This window comes from Variovorax sp. KK3, assembly GCF_001984055.1.
GTDB lineage: Bacteria > Pseudomonadota > Gammaproteobacteria > Burkholderiales > Burkholderiaceae_C > Variovorax.
The window spans coordinates 64,096-81,101 of sequence record NZ_LYVO01000029.1; the positions used below are offsets into that span (position 1 = coordinate 64,096).

A 17,006-nucleotide genomic window follows, 5' to 3' on the forward strand; every position below is an offset into this window, starting at 1 on the left:
CGAAAAAACCAGCCGCGATTATGAGCCGGGGTAGAAGGGCTTCCCGATCGAAGCCGGCATGTTGATGCGGATGAAGGCCGGGTTGCGCGAGATCAGCGCCAGCACCACGATCGGCGCGATGTACTGCAGCATGCTCAGGAACTGGCTCGGCACGTCGACGCCGGTGCTTTGCAGGTGGAAGCCCAGCATCGACACGCCGCCGAACAGGTAGGCGCCCAGCAGCACGCGCACCGGCCGCCAGGTGGCGAAGGTGGTGAGCGCCAGCGCGATCCAGCCGCGGCCGGCCACCATGCCCTCGACCCACAGCGGCGTGTACACGGTCGACAGGTAGGCCCCGGACAGCCCGCACAGCGCGCCGCCCGCGATCACCGCCAGGAAACGGATGCGCCGCACCGGGTAGCCGAGCGCATGCGAGGACTCGGGCGATTCGCCCACCGAGCGCAGCACCAGGCCCGCGCGCGTCTTGTAAAGGAACCAGATCAGGCCGATGGTGAGCAGCACCGCGAAGTACACCATCGGGTGATGGCGGAACAGCGCCGGCCCGACCAGCGGAATGTCGCCCAGCACCGGCAGCGCATAGCTGGTGCTTTCTGGCAGCTTGGCCTGCACGAAGCGGATGCCTGCGAAGGCCGAGAATCCCACGCCGAAGAGGCTGAGCGCCAGGCCGGTCGCGTACTGGTTGGTGTTGAGCCAGATCACCAGCACGCCGAAGAAGGCCGCCAGCAGCGCACCGGCCGCCATGCCTGCCGCGAAGCCCAGCCACATGTTGTGCGTGGTCACCACGGTGGCGAAGCCGGCGATCGCGGCGCACAGCATCATGCCCTCGGCGCCGAGGTTGACGATGCCGGCCTTCTCGTTGATCAGCAGGCCCAGCGCCGCGATCGCGAGCACGGTGCCGGCGCTGAGGGTCGAACCCAGCAGGAGTGCGTAGCTTTCCATCAGAGTGCTCCCTCGGTGGCGCGTGCGGCAACAGGTGCCGTCAAAGGCGTGCTGGCTTGCAGCGACGAAGTACCTGCAGGCGCCGCAGCCGCCTTCGCCGCGGCCTTGCGCCGGATGCGATAGGCGATCAGCGTGTCGCAGGCCAGCAGCGTGAAGAGCAGCAGCCCCTGGAACACGCCGGTCAGCGACTTCGGCAGCCCCAGCCGCGACTGCGCCAGCTCACCGCCGATGTAGAACATGCTCATGAGGATGGCCGAGAAGATCATGCCCACCGGATGCAGCCGCCCGACGAAGGCCACGATGATGGCCGCGAAGCCGTAGCCGGCCGGCACGTAGGGCGTGAGCTGGCCGATCGGGCCGGCCACCTCGAGCGCCCCGGCCAGGCCAGCCGCGCCGCCCGAGGTCAGCAGCGCGATCCAGATCGCACGCCGCGCCGAGAAGCCCGCGTAGCGGGCCGCCGCCGGCGCCAGCCCGCCGACCTGCTGCGCGAAACCGGCCCGCGTGCGGAACAGGAACACCCACAGCGCAGCGGCGCCGACCAGCGCGATCACCAGGCCGATGGTCACGCGCGAGCCCTTCATGAGCCGCGGAATCTGCGTCACCGCCTCGAAGGTCTTGGTCTGCGGAAAGTTGTAGCCCAGCGGGTCTTTCCACGGCCCGTAGACCATGTAGCCCAGCAGCAGCGTGGCCACGTACACCAGCATCAGGCTGACGAGGATCTCGCTCGCGTTGAACTTGTCGCGCAGCAGCGCCACGATGCCGGCCCACACCATGCCGCCCAGGATGCCCGCGAGCAGGATGGCGGCGACGATCCACGGCCCGGTGGTCTTGTCGGCCATCAGCGCCACGCCGCCCGCGGCGATGGCCCCGAACACGAACTGCCCTTCGGCGCCGATGTTCCACACGTTCGAGCGAAAGCACACGGCCAGGCCCAGCGCGATGATCAGCAGCGGCGTGGCCTTGACCATCAGCTCGCCGATCGCATAGCCGCTCTTGATCGGCTCCCAGAAGAAGACGAGCAGACCCTTCACCGGGTCCTTGCCGAGCGCGGAGAACAGCGCCATGCCGATCAGCACCGTGATCAGCAGCGCCAGGATCGGCGAGCCGTAGCTCCAGAAGCGCGACAGCTGTGGGCGGGGTTCGAGCTTAAGCATGGGCGACCTCCTCGTTCTTCTTGGCTTGGCCGGCGTGGCCTGCTCCGGCATGGCCGTCCCACAGGCCGCTCATCCACTCGCCGATCTGCGGCACGGTGGCGGCGGCGCGGTCGACCGAGGGCGACAGCCGGCCCTTGGCGATCACGTGCAGCCGGTCGCTGATCTCGAACAGCTCGTCGAGTTCTTCGCTGACCACGAGCACGGCGCAGCCGGCATCGCGCAGCGCCAGGATCTCGCCGCGGATCAGCGCCGCGGCGCCCACGTCCACGCCCCAGGTGGGTTGCGAGACGACGAAGATCTTCGGGTTCGCATCGATCTCGCGGCCGACGATGAACTTCTGCAGGTTGCCGCCCGACAGCGAGCGCGCCGCGGCACCGGGGCCGCCGGCCTTGACCTTGAAGCGCTCGATGATCTTCGCCGCGTGCTGCTGCAGCGCGCCGGTGCGGATCCAGCCGCCCTGCCCCACCGCATTGCTGCGCGTCAGCAGCATGTTGTGCGACAGGCTCAGCGTGGGCACGGCGCCGCGGCCCAGGCGTTCCTCGGGCACGAAGTGCAGGCCCAGCGTGCGCCGCTTGCGCGGACGGAAGCGCGCGGCCGCCTGGCCGAAGATCTCGATCATGCCGGCCTCGGCACGCGTGTCTTCGCCCGAGAGCGCGTAGAGCAGTTCCTTCTGGCCGTTGCCCGACACGCCGGCGATGCCCACCACCTCGCCCGCGCGCACGTCGAGCGACACGGCGTCGAGGTCGACGCCGAACTGGTCCTCGCGCGCCAGCGACAGCGCCTTGACGCGCAGCGCCACGTCGCCCGCATGCACCGGCCGGTGCTGCAGCGGCGGCGGCTCCGCGCCGATCATCAGGCGTGACAGCGACTCGTTGCTTTCCTCGCGCGGGTTGCACACGCCCGTGACCTTGCCGCCGCGCAGGACCGTGCAGGCGTTGCACAGCTCGCGGATCTCGTGCAGCTTGTGGCTGATGTAGAGGATGCTGCAGCCTTCGGAGGCCAGCTTCTTGAGCACCACGAAGAGCTTGGTGACGGCCTGCGGGGTCAGCACCGAGGTGGGCTCGTCGAGGATCAGCAGCTTGGGGTCGGTCAGCAGGGCACGGATGATCTCGACCCGCTGCATCTCGCCCACCGACAGCGTGTGGACCGGGCGCGAGGGGTCGATGTCGAGTCCGTATTCGCCGGCCTTGGCCGAGATGCGTCGCGTCACTTCGGCCAGCGACAGGCTCTTGTCCAGCCCGAGCCAGACGTTCTCGGCCACGGTCAGCGTGTCGAACAGGCTGAAGTGCTGGAACACCATGCTGATGCCCAGCGCCCTCGCCTCCTGCGGGTTGCGCACGGTGACGGGCTGGCCGTCGAACATCACGCTGCCTTCGTCCGGCTTGACCGAGCCGTAGATGATCTTCATCAGCGTGGACTTGCCGGCGCCGTTTTCGCCGAGCACGGCGTGGGTCTCGCCGGGCGCCACCACCAAGGAGACGTCGCTGTTGGCGACGACCGAGGGGTAGCGCTTGGTGATATTCGATAGCTGGAGTCTGTGGATTGTCATGCCTATGCCTGGCCTCTGGGTTCGGAATCGCCCTGAACCGTCCCCGGCCATCACCGGGGCGGTCGCTTCGATTGTGTCGTCAGTCCGTCAATGTCCGCCGATGTAGATGAACTTGAAAAGGAACACACCGCCGATCAGCCAGACCATCCAGTGCACCTGCTTGGCGCGCCCGGTGAACAGCTTGAGCACCGCATAGGTGATGAAGCCGAAGGCCAGGCCGTTGGCGATCGAGTAGGTGAAGGGCATGGCCAGCGCGGTCACCGCGGCCGGAATCACTTCGGTGGTGTCGTCCCAATCGAGTTCGGTGATGTCCCTGAGCATGAGGCATGCCACGAAGAACAAGGCGGGCGCGGTCGCATAGGCCGGCACGGCGCCGGCCAGCGGCGAGATCGCCAGTGCGGCCAGGAACAGCACCGCCACCGTCAACGCGGTGAGGCCGGTGCGGCCGCCGGCTTGCACGCCGGCCGCGCTCTCGACGTAGGCCGTGGTGCTGGAGGTGCCCAGCAGCGAGCCCGCGAAGATCGCGCCGCTGTCGGCCAACAACGATTTGTTGAGCCGCTCCATGCGGCCCGGCACCAGCAGCCCGGCGCGGCGCGCCACGCCCATCAGCGTGCCGGTGGCGTCGAACAGCTCGACCAGGAAGAACACCAGGATCACGTTGAGGATGCCGCCCGTCAGCGCGGCCTTGATGTCCAGCTGCAGGAAGGTGGGCGCGATCGAGGGGGGCGCGGCGAAGATGCCGTGGAAGGTGTTGCCGGCGAAGAAGAAGGACAGCACCGTCACCGTCACGATGCCGATCAGGATGGCGCCCGGCACTTTCAGGCGGTCGAGCACCACGATCAGGAAGAAGCCGATCACGGCCAGCACCGCCTGCGGCGTGTGCAGGTCGCCCAGCGTCACGTAGGTGGCCTTCGACGGTGCGACGATGCCCGCGCTCTTGAGCGCGATGATCGCCAGGAAGAGGCCGATGCCCACCGTGATGGCCAGCCGTATCGACTGCGGAATGCCCTTGATGATCAGCTCCCGCAAGCGGAACACCGTGACCAGCAGGAACAGGCAACCCGACACGAACACGGCGCCCAGCGCCGCCTGCCAGGTGAAGCCCATCTGGAGCACCACCACGTAGGCGAAGTAGGCGTTGAGCCCCATGCCCGGCGCCAGCGCGATCGGGTAGTTGGCATAGAAGGCCATGATCCCGGTGCCCAGCGCCGCGATCAGGCAGGTGGCGACGAAGACGGCGTCCTTGGGCATGCCCGCGTCGCCCAGGATCGACGGGTTGACGAAGATGATGTAGGCCATCGTCAAGAAGGTGGTGAGCCCTGCCACGATTTCGGTGCGTACCGTGGTGTTGTGCTCCCTGAGCTTGAACAGGCGTTCTGCCAAGCCGGTCGCGGGCCGCTGCTGTGTATCGTGCTCGGGCATCCCGAGCATCTGCTCTGTACGGTTCATCGCGTTGTCTCCGAGTAGTTCTCAAACTGGCGTTGTGTCGGAAATTCGCGACGCCGGGCGCGAGGTGGGAAGGGACGGCTATCCGGAGCCGGTCGAGGAAGCGGCGGGCCTCAGCGAGGCCGCCACCGATTTGGTCCGCTCGCGCAGCCAGCGCGCGGAGCTGGAGGAATGCGTGCGCTCGTGCCACAGCTGGTAGTACATGAGCCGCGGCATCTCTACCGGGCACGGCAGGATCGCGACCGGCAGCCGTTCGGCGAAGCGCTCGCAGTACTGGCGGCCGGTGGTGAGCACCAGCAGGCTCGAGGCGACCATGTCCGGGATCAGCCCGAAGTGCGCGCAGCGCGCCGTGATGTGGCGCTGCCGGCCCATCTCGTCGAGCATCTGGTCGATGATGCCGCGCGCACCGGGGTGCAGCGGCGTGGGCGCCACGTGCTCGGCAGCGAGCCAGCTCTCCAGGTCCCAGCCGCGGCGCACCGCGGGGTGGTCCTTGTTGACCATGCAGACGATCTCGTCGCCGAAGAGCCGTGCCATGTGCAGGTCTTCCGGCGGCTTGAGCCAGTTGCCGATGACCAGGTCGACCTGGCCCAGCGACAGGTGCGCGTGGTAGTCCGAATCGGACGACAGCGCATGGATCTCGATGCTGCACAGCGGCGCCTGCGCCTTGACCTGCGCCACCAGCATCGGCAGGAACAGCGGGTCGAGGTAGTCCGACGCGGCCACGCGGAAGGTGGTCTGCGCGGTCTGCGGATCGAAGCCGCGCGCGTCCGAGAACAGCATCTCCGCCGCCCGCAGGATGCTGGCCGCCGGATCGATCATGCGCAGCCCCGCATCGGTCGGCACCATGCCGGAGCCCGAGCGCACCAGCAACGGGTCGCCCGACAGCTCGCGCAGGCGCTTCAGCGCGGCCGAGACGGCCGGCTGGTACATGCCCAGGCGTATGGCTGCGCGCGAGACGCTTCGGTCGGTCAGCACGGTGTGAAGTACCCGAATGAGGTGGAGGTCGATCTTGTCGAGGAGCGCTTGGTCTCTCATGAACTGCCCGCTGGTTGCGAATTTGCGGGCAGTTATACAGCGCTGCTCACATACAAGGCTCTCAGTTCGCGGCGTTCTGCACCGCCGTCACGGCGCGCAGGATCGACTCGCTGGTGGCCGGCGCCTGCAGCGGCGGATCGGCCTTGTGGTCCCCCACCGCCGACACCGCGTCGCGGATGGCGAAGAACACCGAGAAGGGCAGCAAGAGCGGCGGCTCGCCCACCGCCTTGCTGCGGTGGATCGAGTCCTCGAAGTTCTGGCCTTCGAACAGCCGCACGTTGAAGACCGGCGGGCAGTCGTTGGCCGTCGGGATCTTGTAGGTGCTGGGCGCGTGCGTGGTCAGCAACCCGGTCTTGGGGTGCCACACCAGTTCTTCGGTGGTGAGCCAGCCCATGCCCTGGATGAAGGCGCCTTCGACCTGGCCGATGTCGACCGCCGGGTTCAGCGACTTGCCGGCGTCGTGCAGGATGTCGGCGCGCAGCAGCTTCCATTCGCCGGTCAGCGTGTCGACGATCACCTCGCTCACGGCGGCGCCGTAGGCGTAGTAGAAGAAGGGACGCCCTTGCATCTTGTCCTTGTCCCAGCTCAGGCCCGGCGTGGCGTAGAAGCCGTCGGACCAGAGCTGCACGCGGTCGAGGTACGCCTCGCCGACCAGCGTGCTGAAGGGGAAGGTGCGGCCGTTCACGAACACCTTGTCGTTGGCGAAGCGCACTTCTTCCGGCTTGCCGCCGTGGCGCGTGGCGGCGCAGATGGCCAGCCGTTCGCGGATCTGCCGCGCCGCATCCTGTGCGGCCTTGCCGTTGAGGTCGGCGCCGGTCGATGCCGCGGTGGCCGAGGTGTTGGCGACCTTCTGCGTGTCGGTGGCGGTGACGCGCACGCTCTCGAAGCTCACGCCCAGTTCGTGCGCCACCACCTGCGCCACCTTGGTGTTGAGGCCCTGCCCCATCTCCGTGCCGCCGTGGTTCACCAGGATCGAGCCGTCGGTGTAGACGTGAACCAGCGCACCGGCCTGGTTGAAGTGCTTGACGTTGAAGGAGATGCCGAACTTGAGCGGCGCCAGCGCGATGCCGCGCTTGAGCACCGGGCTGGTCGTGTTGAAGGCGGCGATTTCCTCGCGCCGGGCGCGGTAGGCGCTGGTGTCTTCCAACTCGGCGACCAGCTCGTGGACGATGTTGTCGGTGACGGTCTGGCGGTAGGGCGTGACGTTGTTCTCCGTCTTGCCGTAGAAGTTGACGCGCCGCACGTCGAGCGGGTCGCGGCCCAGCTCGCGGGCCACCGAGTCCATGATGTTCTCGATCGCGATGGCGCCCTGCGGGCCGCCGAAACCGCGGAAGGCCGTGTTGCTCTGCGTGTTGGTGCGGCCGGAGTAGCCGTGCATGGACACGTCGGGCAGCCAGTAGGCGTTGTCGAAGTGGCACAGCGCGCGGGTCATCACCGGGCCGGACAGGTCGGCCGAGTGGCCGGCGCGCGAAACCATGGTGATCTCGGCGCCGAGGATGCGGCCCTCGTCGTCGAAGCCCACCTCGTACTCGTACCAGAAGCAGTGGCGGCGGCCCGTGATCATGAAGTCGTCGTCGCGGTCCAGCCGCAGCTTGATGGGGCGCTGCAGCTTGTTGGCCGCCACCGCCGCCACGCAGGCGAACAGGCCCGACTGCGATTCCTTGCCGCCGAAGCCACCGCCCATGCGGCGGCATTCGACCTGCACCTGGTTCGCATGCAGGTGCAGCGCATGCGCCACCAGGTGCTGCATCTCGCTCGGGTGCTGGGTGGAGCAATGCACGTGCATCGATCCGCCCTCCTTCGGAATGGCGTAGCTGATCTGGCCTTCGAGGTAGAACTGCTCCTGCCCGCCGACGTTGAGCGTGGACTTGAGCCTGTGCGGCGCCTTGGCGATGGCGGCCTGCGCGCCGCCTTCGTTGGTGCTGCGCACCAGGTGCATGGGCGGCAGCACGTACTGGCCCTTGGCATGCGCCTCCTCGGGCGTGATGACCGGCGGCGCGGCTTCGATGTCCAGCGCGTCCTTGGCGCGGGCCGCGGCGCGGCGCGCGGCGTCGCGCGTCTCGGCGATCACCGCGAACACCGGCTGGCCCAGGTAGCGGATGTCGCCGCTGCACAGGATCGGGTCGTCGTGGATGATCGAGCCGCAGTCGTTCGTGCCCGGGATGTCGGCCGCGGTGAGCACGGCCACCACGCCCGGCATGGCGCTGATGGCTTCGAGCTTCATGTCCTTCAGCCGGCCGTTGGCCACCGGCGACAGGCCCAGCGCGCAGTGCAGCGTGCCGGCCAGCTCGGGGATGTCGTCGATGTAGGTGGCCTCGCCGGCCACGTGCAGATGGGCCGATTCGTGCGGCCGGCTGATGCCCACGCGGGCGCCGTCGCCGTGGGCCTTGGCCTCGGCGTTCACGTCGATGCGCGCGGCGGCGTTCTTCAGGTAGTCGGCGAAGGCTTCGGCCGATTGGAGCAGTGCGGGATCGAGGGGCTTGTTCATGGTCAGACTCCTTCGGCTTCGACTGCGCCGGACGCCGCGGTGACGTGCGGCATGACGCTCCAGACGCTGGTGGCTTCCAGCGGCAGCGGGTCTTTGGCGCGCGTTTCCAGCCACAGGCGCTGCAGCAGGTTCTGCGCCACCAGCAGGCGGTAGTCGGCGCTGGCGCGCATGTCGGTCATGGGCTTGAAGTCCTGCGCGAGCGCGAGCTTGGCGGCGTTGACGCTGGCCTGCGTCCAGGGCTTGCCGAGCAGCGCGGCCTCGGCCTGCGCGCCGCGCTTGACGATGGCGGCCATGCCGCCGAAGGCCAGCCGCACTTCCTTCACCGTGTCGCCGTCGAGCTCGATCGCGAAGCCCGCGCACAGGGCCGAGATGTCGCAGTCGAAGCGCTTGCTGATCTTGTATGCGCGCACCTGGCGCTTCATCGCGGCCAGCGGCACCGCCATGCCTTGCACGAACTCGCCGGGCTCCAGCTTGTTCTTCATGTAGTCGACGTAGAAGTCGGGCAGCGGCATGCGGCGCACGCGCTCGCCCAGGCGCAGCTCGATCTGCGCGTCCAGCGACATCAGCACGGGCGGCGAATCGCCGATGGGCGAGCCGTTGGCCACGTTGCCGCCCATGGTGCCGGCGTTGCGGATGGGCGGCGAGGCGAAGCGCAGCCACAGGTCGGTGAGGCTGGGCACGCGCTTGGCGAGCGCGCTGAAGGCGTTCTCGAGCGAGGCGCCCGCGCCGATGTAGAGCTCGCCGTTCGCACCTTGGCCGCGCTCTTCCACGACCTTCATCTCGGCCACGTCACCCACGTAGATGATGTCGCCCAGGTCGCGGAACTGCTTGTTGACCCACAGGCCCACGTCGGTGGAGCCGGACAGCAGCTGCGCAGCAGGCTTGGCCTCGCGCAGCGCGGCCAGTTGGGCCAGCGTGGTCGGCGCATGGAAGTGGTCGACGCGCTGCCCCAGCGGCGCGGTGTATTCGAAGGCGGCTTCGTGCTTGAGGCTGGTCAGCGCCAGCACCACCGGCTCGGTGTCCAGTCGCACCGCGGGCAGGTCGAACATGCGCTGGCCCGCGTCGAGGATCGGCCGGTAGCCGGTGCAGCGGCACAGGTTGCCCGACAGGTCGTCGGCCAGTTGCTGGCGGCTGGGTTGGGTGCCGGCGTCCTGGTGGTGCTCGTAGGTGGACCACAGAGACATCACGAAGCCGGGCGTGCAGAAGCCGCACTGCGAGCCGTGACAGTCCACCAGCGCCTGCTGCACCGGGTGCAGCTGGATGGTGCTCTGCTTTTCGCGCGGCGCCTTCTCGCGGTGGCGGGTGCACTGCGCCTTGAGGTCTTCGACGGTGAACAGCGCCTTGCCGTGCAGCGTCGGCATGAACTGGATGCAGGCGTTCACGGTCTGAAGCCGCAGCCCGCCCACCGCGCCCTTCTCGCCGGGATCGGCCAGTTCGCCGATGACCACGGTGCAGGCGCCGCAGTCGCCTTCGTTGCAGCCTTCCTTGGTGCCGGTGCAGCGCACGTCCTCGCGCAGCCAGTCGAGCACCGAGCGCGTCGGGTGCACGCCGCTCACGTCGACGATCCGGCCGCGGTGAAAAAAGCGGATGGGTTGGGTGCTCGGTGTCATGCTCATGCTCGTGGGGCGGTATTCGTGGCGATCAAAAATCGTGCCTGCGAAGTTATTCCTTTACGGGCCGGAATGCATACGGACGTGCCCATACGGCCTATGTGGGGTTGCTATATAACGCCCGGGTTAACCCTTGCTTCGAGGGGTCTTGCAGCCCGTTCGGCACCTTTTTTCGGAGACGGCATGAGTTCGAGCACGACGGAAATCCAGGAAATCCGCTTCGCCGTCGGCGAGCAGGCGGCGGTGTCCGGCCTGGTGCAGGCGCCACCGGAGCCTCGCGCCTGCTATGTCTTCGGCCACGGCGCGGGCGCGGGCATGCGGCATGCCTTCATGGCCGCGGTGGCCGACGGGCTGGCGGCGCGCGGCATCGCCACGCTGCGCTACCAGTTTCCGTCGATGGAGCTGGGCAAGAAGCGGCCCGATCCACCGCCCGTGGCCCACGCCACCGTGCGGGCTGCCGCGGCCCAGGCGGCGCAGCGCTTCGGTGCGCTGCCGCTCTATGCGGGCGGCAAGTCCTTCGGCGGGCGCATGACATCGCAGGCCCAGGCGCTGCAGCCGCTGCCGGGCGTGAAGGGGCTGGTGTTCGTGGGCTTCCCGCTGCATCCGGCCGGGCCGCCGGCCACCAAGCGCGCCGACCACCTGGCCGAGGTGCGCGTGCCGATGCTCTTCGTGCAGGGCACGCGCGACGAACTGGCCGAAATCGGCCACCTGCGCACCGTGGTGTCGAAGCTGGGCACCACGGCCACGCTGGTCGAGATCGCGGAGGCGGACCACGCCTTCCACGTGCTGCGCCGCTCGGGCCGCACCGATGCGGAGGTGCTGCAAGAGCTGCTGGACGGCATCGCGGCCTGGATCCCTGCCTGAGCCGATCGAAGGTCGCCCCATAGACGCCACGTAGGCGCCCTGTAGGCATTCGGCGGCGGCACGCGTCGGCCTTCGCGGATTGCGAAGGCGTGCCCGCGCGGCTAAGGTCGGACTCCGTGTTCACAGCCACCCGCCCGCCTTCCGTCCCGACGTCGACCTGCTGCTCGCACGAAGGATCGAAGCTCTTCATCGTCTTCAATGTCCGTTCCGGCCGCGGCCGCGCCGATGCCGTTCGCGCGGCCATCGCCCAGGCCTGCGCCGAGCAGGGCCGCGACTACCGCATGTTCGAGATCACGCGTCCGGCGAAGCTCACCGAGCAGATCCGCGAGGCCGTCGCTGCCGCGCGCGCCGAATCCGGGCTGGTGGTGGCCGCGGGGGGCGACGGCACGATCAACGCGGTGGTACAGCAGGTGCTGGGCAGCGGCTGCGCGCTCGGCGTGCTGCCGCAGGGCACCTTCAACTATTTCGGCCGCACGCACGCCATTCCTACCGACACCGCGGGCGCGTTGGCCGTGCTGCTGCGTGCGCCACCGGTGCCGGTGCAGGTCGGGCTGGTGAACGAGCGCGTGTTCCTGGTCAACGCCAGCCTGGGCCTGTACGCACGCGTGCTGGAAGACCGCGAGGTCTACAAGTCGCGCTACGGCCGCAGCCGCTGGGTAGCCTTGTGGGCGGCATTTGTGACCGCGATGCGCCGCCATCCAGGCTGGGACCTGCGCATCCACGTGCGCGGCGAAGAGCGGCTGGTGCGCACGCCCACGCTCTTCGTCGGCAACAACGCGCTGCAGCTCGAGCAGGTCGGCATGCCGCGGCCCGAGGCGGTCGAACAGGGCGAGCTCGCCGCCATCGCGCTGAAGCCGGTCGGCCGGCTGTCGATGTTCAGGCTGATGCTGCACGGCGCGATGGCCCGGCTGGGCGAGGCCGACGATGTGATGCACGTGTCCTTTCGCGCGATGTCGGTCAGCCCTGCGCGGCCGGGCCGGCGGCGCGCCAAGGTCGCGACCGACGGCGAGGTGCAGCGCATGGCGATGCCGCTGCACTTCCGCGTGGCGCCCGAGCCGCTGTGGCTGGTCAAGCCGCGGCCGGGCGAAGAAGGGGATGCGCGCCGGTGAAATGCCTTCTGCACTGGTCCGACCCGCACTTCGGCACCGAGCAGCCCGGCGTGGCCCGCGCCCTGGCTGCGCTGGTGGAGGCCGAGCGGCCCTGCGCGGCGGTGCTGTCGGGCGACATCACGCAGCGCGCCACGCGCCGCCAGTTCGCGCGGGCACGCGCCTTCGTCGACAAGCTGGCCGTGCCGCAGATGCTGACGGTGCCTGGCAACCACGACATCCCGTTGATCGCCCTGCTCACCCGCACTCTGGCACCCTATGCGCGCTACCGGCAGGCCTTCGGCAACGAGCTGGAGCCGGTGGTGGAGGCGCCGGGCGTGCTGATGATCGGCGTCAACACCACGCGCTGGTACCGGCACGAGAACGGCGCGGTGTCGGCAGCGCAGGCTGCGCGCGTCGCGCGGCGGCTGGCCAGAAGCGGGCCCGAGAAACTGCGGATCGTGGTGGTGCACCAGCCCGTGGCGGTCACACGCGAGGAAGACCACAAGAACCTGCTGATCGGCCGCGCACCGGCCGTGCGCGCTTGGGGCCGCGCCGGCGCCGACCTGGTGCTCGGCGGGCACATCCACCTGCCCTTCGTGCTGCCCCTGCACGAGCAGTTCGCGCTGGAGCGGCCGATGTGGTGCGTGCAGGCGGGCACGGCGCTGTCGACCCGGCTGCGGGCGGATGCGCCGAATTCGGTGAACCTGGTCCGTTTTTCGGCGCAGGGCAGCGAACGCCGCTGCATCGTGGAGCAGTGGGACTACGGCATGCGCAACGGCGCGTTTCGCTGTGCTCGCGTGCACACGCTGCCGCTGGGCGATGCGGCGCAGCCCGATGCGGCGACGGCCTGAGCCGGGTCGGCATCAGACCTCGGACCACATCCTCAAGAGGTTGTGATAGTGCCCGGTCAGCGCGACGGTTTCTTCCGCATCGCCCAAGCGGGCGCGCAGCTTTTGAATGGCCTGGTCCAGGTCGAAGAGCATGCTGCGGCGCTGGTCGTCGCGCACCATGCTCTGCAGCCAGAAGAACGAACTGATGCGCGCGCCGCGCGTCACCGGGTGCACGCGGTGCAGGCTGCTCGACGGATAGAGGATGAGATCGCCCGCGGGCAGCTTGACCTCGTGCGTGCCGTAGGTGTCGACCACCTCCAGGTCGCCGCCGTCGTATTCCTCCGGCTCGCAGAGGAACAGCGTGCACGACAGGTCGGTGCGCAGCTGCGCGTTGGTGAAGGGCACCGAGCGCACCGAGCCGTCGATGTGCAGACCGTAGTTCTCGCCGCCCTCGTAGCGATTGAAGAGCGGCGGCACGAAGCGCAGCGGCAGTGCGGCCGAGAAGAACAGCGGGTTCTTCGACAGGGCCGCGAGAACGGTCTTGCCGAGTTCACGGCCGACCGGCGAGAGCTCGGGCAACTGCCGGTTGTGCTTGACCTGCGCGCCCTGCGGGCCCACCGTTTCGCGGCCGTCCACCCAGTCCGCCGCATCGAGCGCGGCCCGCATCTCCCGCACCTGCTCGGCACTCAGGACGCCGGGGACATGAAGCATCATCTGGAAGCGTCTCCACAAAAAACGAAGCCCGGCCTCGCGGCCGAGCTTCGAAGTGTCGCACCGCCCACGCGGGCGGCAGCGGATCAGGTGCCTAGAACTTGAAGTTCGCCGACAGCACGGCCGAGCGCGGCGTGCCCATCACCAGGCGGTTGCCGGCGTTGTTGACGCGCGCCAGGTAGAACTTGTCGCTCAGGTTGTACAGGTTGAGCTGCACCGTCACGTTCTTGTTGACCTCGTAGCCGATCATCGCGTCGAACACCGTGTAGCTCGGGATCTCGGGGAAGAAGGTCGTGGCCGTCGACAGCGCGTTGGTGGTCGCGCGCTGCTGCGTCGACACGTAGCGCAGGCCGCCGCCGACCGTCACGCCGAAGGGGAACTTGTAGCTGGTCCACAGCGTGGCCGTGTTCTTCGGCGAGTAGCGGATCTGCGCGCCCTGCTGCGTGGTGCTGGTGCGCGCGCCTTCGAGGATCTCGGTCTTGATGTGCGCGAGGCCCGCGATGACCTGCCATGCCGGCGTGATCTGGCCCACGGCGCTCAGCTCGGCACCTTGCACGCGCGTCTTGCCGTACTGCTCGAAGTTGCCGAAGCTGTCGACCTGCACCTGCTCGTTCTCGTTGGTGGTGCGGAACAAGGCGCCTGCCAGCGCGAGGCGGCCGCCCATCACGTCCCACTTGGTGCCCACTTCGGCCGTCTTGGCCTTCTGCGGGTCCAGGTTCAGGTTGTTGATGCTCGTCGTGGCCGTGGTCTGGAAGGCGAAGTTGCCGCCCGGAGGCTGCGCGCCGGTGGCGTAGGCGGCGTAGACGCTGCCGTTCGGCGCGGGCTTGTAGACCAGCCCGACCTTGCCGGTGATCAGCGTGTCGGACTTCGACTGCGAGGTCGCGGTCTGCGCGCCGCCGATGGTGGTCGGCGCGTTCAGGCTGAAGAAGCTGGTGCGGTAGTGCTCTGCGCGCAGGCCGCCGGTCAGCTGCCATTGCTCGTTGAACTTCATCGTGTCGAACACGTAGAGCGCCGCGCTCGAGGTCTTGCCTTCGACGGAGGCGCCGGTCGGCAGCACCGGCACGATGGGCCGGTAGATGCTCGGCAGGTAAAGGTTGGTGTAGGCCTGGAAGGCGCCGCTCACGAGCTGGCTGTTGCCGGCGTTGAACACGCCGGCCAGGGTGCCGTTGTCCTGCTCTTCACGCGTGAGTTCGATGCCGGCGCTCAGCGAGTGCTTGACCGAGCCGGTGGCCAGTTCGGCCGTCACGTTGGTGTGGTTGGTCAGGATCTCGTTGCGCTGCAGCTTGCCCTGCGGGATCACGCGGGTGGACCAGGTCAGCGGGTTGAACACGTTGGGCGTGAGCAGGCCGTTGCTGAACGGCGCGGTCAGCACGAGGTCCTGCTCCGTGCGGCCCCAGCGGGTCAGGTTGCGCAACCGGACGCCATCGCCGAAGTCGTGCTCGACGCGGGCGGTGAACATGTCACCCTTGACGTCGTCGTGGTCCGACAGGTAGCCGTAGTAGTTGCGGGTGTCGGGCATCGGGCCGTTGCCGCCGCGCGCCGACAGCTGTGCGAGGTAGTAGCCGTCGAGCCCGACGGTCGGGATGCCGCCGTCGGGACGGTTCTTCTGGTCGACGTGCTGGTATTGCAGGATGACGCGCGTGGGCGTGTTCAGGCCGAAAGCGATCGACGGTGCGACGGCCCAGCCCTTGTTCTTGACGTAGTCGCGGCCGGCGACGCCGCTGTCCTGCACCATCGCGTTCAGGCGGAAGGCCATGCTGCCCGACTCGTTGAGCACGCGGTTGATGTCGATGGTGCTTCGCTTGTAGTCGCCGCTGCCGATGCCGACGTAGCCGGCGAAGAAGTTCTCCGCCAGCGGCACCTTGCTGACCAGGTTGATGTAGCCGGTGGGCGCGGTGCGGCCGATGTCGGCGCTGGCCGGGCCCTTCACCACTTCGACCGACTCGACGTTGTACATGTCGCGGGTCACGGTGCCGACGTCGCGCGCGCCGTCGATGAAGATGCTGCCGGAGGTGTCGAAGCCGCGCAGGAACACGGCGTCGCCCGTGCTCGTGTTGCCGTTCTCACCCATCTGGAAGGTGATGCCGGGGGTGTTGCGCAAGGCTTCGGTCAGCGTGGTGGCGCCCTGCTCCTGCAGCACTTCCTTCTTGATGACCGTGATGGTCTGCGGCGTGTCCACCAGGGGCGCGGTGAACTTGGGCGACGAGGCCTGGTCGGCCTTGAAGCTCTCGGACGTCGATTCGACCTGCACTTCGCGCAGCGTGGTGCCAGAGCTGGGCGGCGTCTGTGCCGCGACCGGCAATGTGAACGCGACCAGGGTGGCAGCCGCGGCAGCGGTGCCCAGGGGCTGAATGCCGCGCGCGACTGCGTGCTTGCGGCTCTTGATGAACGCCATGAAGGATTCCTCCGGGTTTTAGAAAAACGGGAACTTCACTGGCGGGTCCGCGCTGCGCGCCTCGTTGCAGAGGGGGCCGGAGTGGCTGGGTGAGTCCATTCGCAGCGGATGTGCGAACGAGACGCAAATGATAACGACTATCAATAACAAAGTTCACACACCATTCACGTTCGGCATGCACTTCCTTGCGGTCCGTTGTAGGACTGCAACGATTCCGTGCGTAATTGCCGAAAAGGCGCGAAAAAACTCAGTAAACGTCGCGCCGATAGCGCCCGGCGGCGGTGATTTCGAGTAAGCGATCGGTGCCGATCACCTGCCGAAGCGCCGCGTCGACGCTGCCCGCCATGTTCTGTAGACTGCCGCAGACGTAGACCGCGGCGCCGCGCTCGACCCAGGCCTTCACCTCGTCGGCGGCCTGCAGCACCCTGTGCTGCACGTAGCGGCGTTCGCCGTGCAGCGATTCCTCGTCGCGCGAAAACACCATGTCCAGGCGGGCGAGCGCGCCATCGGCCAGCCAGCCTTCGAGCTCGTCGCGGTACAGGAAGTCGTGCCTCGCGCTGCGCTCGCCGAAGATCAGCCAGTTGTCGTGCTGCCCAAGCGGGATGCGCTCGCGCAGGTGACTGCGCAGGCCGGCCAGCCCGGTGCCGTTGCCGATCAGGATCAGCGGCAGCCGCGCATTGCCGTTGAGGCGAAAGTTGGCATGCGTCCGCACGCGCAGCGCCACCGTTTCGCCTGGCACGAGGGTCGCGGTGAGCAGTCCGGACGCAGCACCCAGCGTGCCGTCCGCATGCCGCTCCTGCCGCACCAGCAGCTCCACTTCGCCATCGGCGGGGATGGACGAGATGGAGTAGTCGCGCGGGCGTTGCGGATCGCCGGCCAGCGCGACCTGCACCAAGT

The 17,006-nt window shown here is 68.4% G+C and carries 12 protein-coding genes and 1 pseudogene; 3 read left to right on the top strand and 10 right to left on the bottom strand.

The window, feature by feature from the left end; translation table 11 throughout:
* Positions 1-18: 18 nt before the first annotated feature.
* The 7 genes from B0W80_RS15970 to xdhA form a co-directional block, all read right to left on the bottom strand.
* Positions 19-939, bottom strand: coding sequence for an ABC transporter permease (locus B0W80_RS15970; RefSeq protein WP_077000140.1), 921 nt, complete (start codon positions 937-939; stop codon positions 19-21).
* The gene (locus B0W80_RS15975) at positions 939-2,093 is read right to left on the bottom strand and encodes an ABC transporter permease (RefSeq protein WP_077000141.1); all 1,155 of its coding nucleotides are present in this window, start codon (positions 2,091-2,093) and stop codon (positions 939-941) included. Before B0W80_RS15975 ends, B0W80_RS15970 begins: the two co-directional genes overlap by 1 nt.
* The gene (locus B0W80_RS15980) at positions 2,086-3,642 is read right to left on the bottom strand and encodes an ABC transporter ATP-binding protein (protein WP_077000142.1); all 1,557 of its coding nucleotides are present in this window, start codon (positions 3,640-3,642) and stop codon (positions 2,086-2,088) included. Before B0W80_RS15980 ends, B0W80_RS15975 begins: the two co-directional genes overlap by 8 nt.
* Positions 3,643-3,729: 87 nt before the next feature.
* Positions 3,730-5,073 carry an NCS2 family permease gene (locus tag B0W80_RS15985; protein WP_077000161.1) on the bottom strand — a complete coding sequence of 448 codons (1,344 nt, stop codon included), beginning with the start codon at positions 5,071-5,073 and terminating at the stop codon, positions 3,730-3,732.
* 96 nt (positions 5,074-5,169) lie between these two features.
* The gene (locus B0W80_RS15990) at positions 5,170-6,123 is read right to left on the bottom strand and encodes a LysR family transcriptional regulator (protein WP_077000143.1); all 954 of its coding nucleotides are present in this window, start codon (positions 6,121-6,123) and stop codon (positions 5,170-5,172) included.
* A gap of 61 nt (positions 6,124-6,184) precedes the next feature.
* A complete protein-coding gene (xdhB, locus tag B0W80_RS15995) occupies positions 6,185-8,611 on the bottom strand; it encodes a xanthine dehydrogenase molybdopterin binding subunit (RefSeq protein WP_077000144.1) in 2,427 nt (808 codons plus the stop codon).
* A gap of 2 nt (positions 8,612-8,613) precedes the next feature.
* Positions 8,614-10,227: a xanthine dehydrogenase small subunit gene (gene xdhA, locus B0W80_RS16000; protein WP_077000145.1), complete on the bottom strand. Its 1,614-nt coding sequence runs from the start codon at positions 10,225-10,227 to the stop codon at positions 8,614-8,616.
* Positions 10,228-10,404: 177 nt separating this feature from the next.
* Here xdhA and B0W80_RS16005 point away from each other — a divergent pair, with 177 nt between their 5' ends.
* The 3 genes from B0W80_RS16005 (at position 10,405) to B0W80_RS16015 (ending at position 13,024) form a co-directional block, all read left to right on the top strand.
* Positions 10,405-11,085, top strand: a complete 681-nt coding sequence (locus tag B0W80_RS16005; RefSeq protein WP_077000146.1) for an alpha/beta family hydrolase — start codon at positions 10,405-10,407, stop codon at positions 11,083-11,085.
* Positions 11,086-11,201: 116 nt separating this feature from the next.
* Positions 11,202-12,194: a diacylglycerol kinase family protein gene (locus B0W80_RS16010; RefSeq protein WP_077000147.1), complete on the top strand. Its 993-nt coding sequence runs from the start codon at positions 11,202-11,204 to the stop codon at positions 12,192-12,194.
* On the top strand, positions 12,191-13,024 hold the full coding sequence (locus B0W80_RS16015; protein ID WP_077000148.1) for a metallophosphoesterase: 834 nt from the start codon (positions 12,191-12,193) through the stop codon (positions 13,022-13,024). Before B0W80_RS16010 ends, B0W80_RS16015 begins: the two co-directional genes overlap by 4 nt.
* Positions 13,025-13,036: 12 nt before the next feature.
* On the opposite strand, the gene B0W80_RS16020 is transcribed toward B0W80_RS16015, so the two are convergent.
* The 3 genes and pseudogenes from B0W80_RS16020 to B0W80_RS16030 form a co-directional block, all read right to left on the bottom strand.
* Entirely contained in the window at positions 13,037-13,717 is a 681-nt protein-coding gene (locus B0W80_RS16020) for a Fe2+-dependent dioxygenase (protein ID WP_077000149.1), read from the bottom strand.
* 91 nt (positions 13,718-13,808) lie between these two features.
* On the bottom strand, positions 13,809-16,109 hold the full coding sequence (locus tag B0W80_RS16025) for a catecholate siderophore receptor Fiu (RefSeq protein ID WP_077000150.1): 2,301 nt from the start codon (positions 16,107-16,109) through the stop codon (positions 13,809-13,811).
* 247 nt (positions 16,110-16,356) lie between these two features.
* Positions 16,357-17,006 (bottom strand): annotated as a pseudogene (locus B0W80_RS16030) (oxidoreductase); the annotation flags it as partial.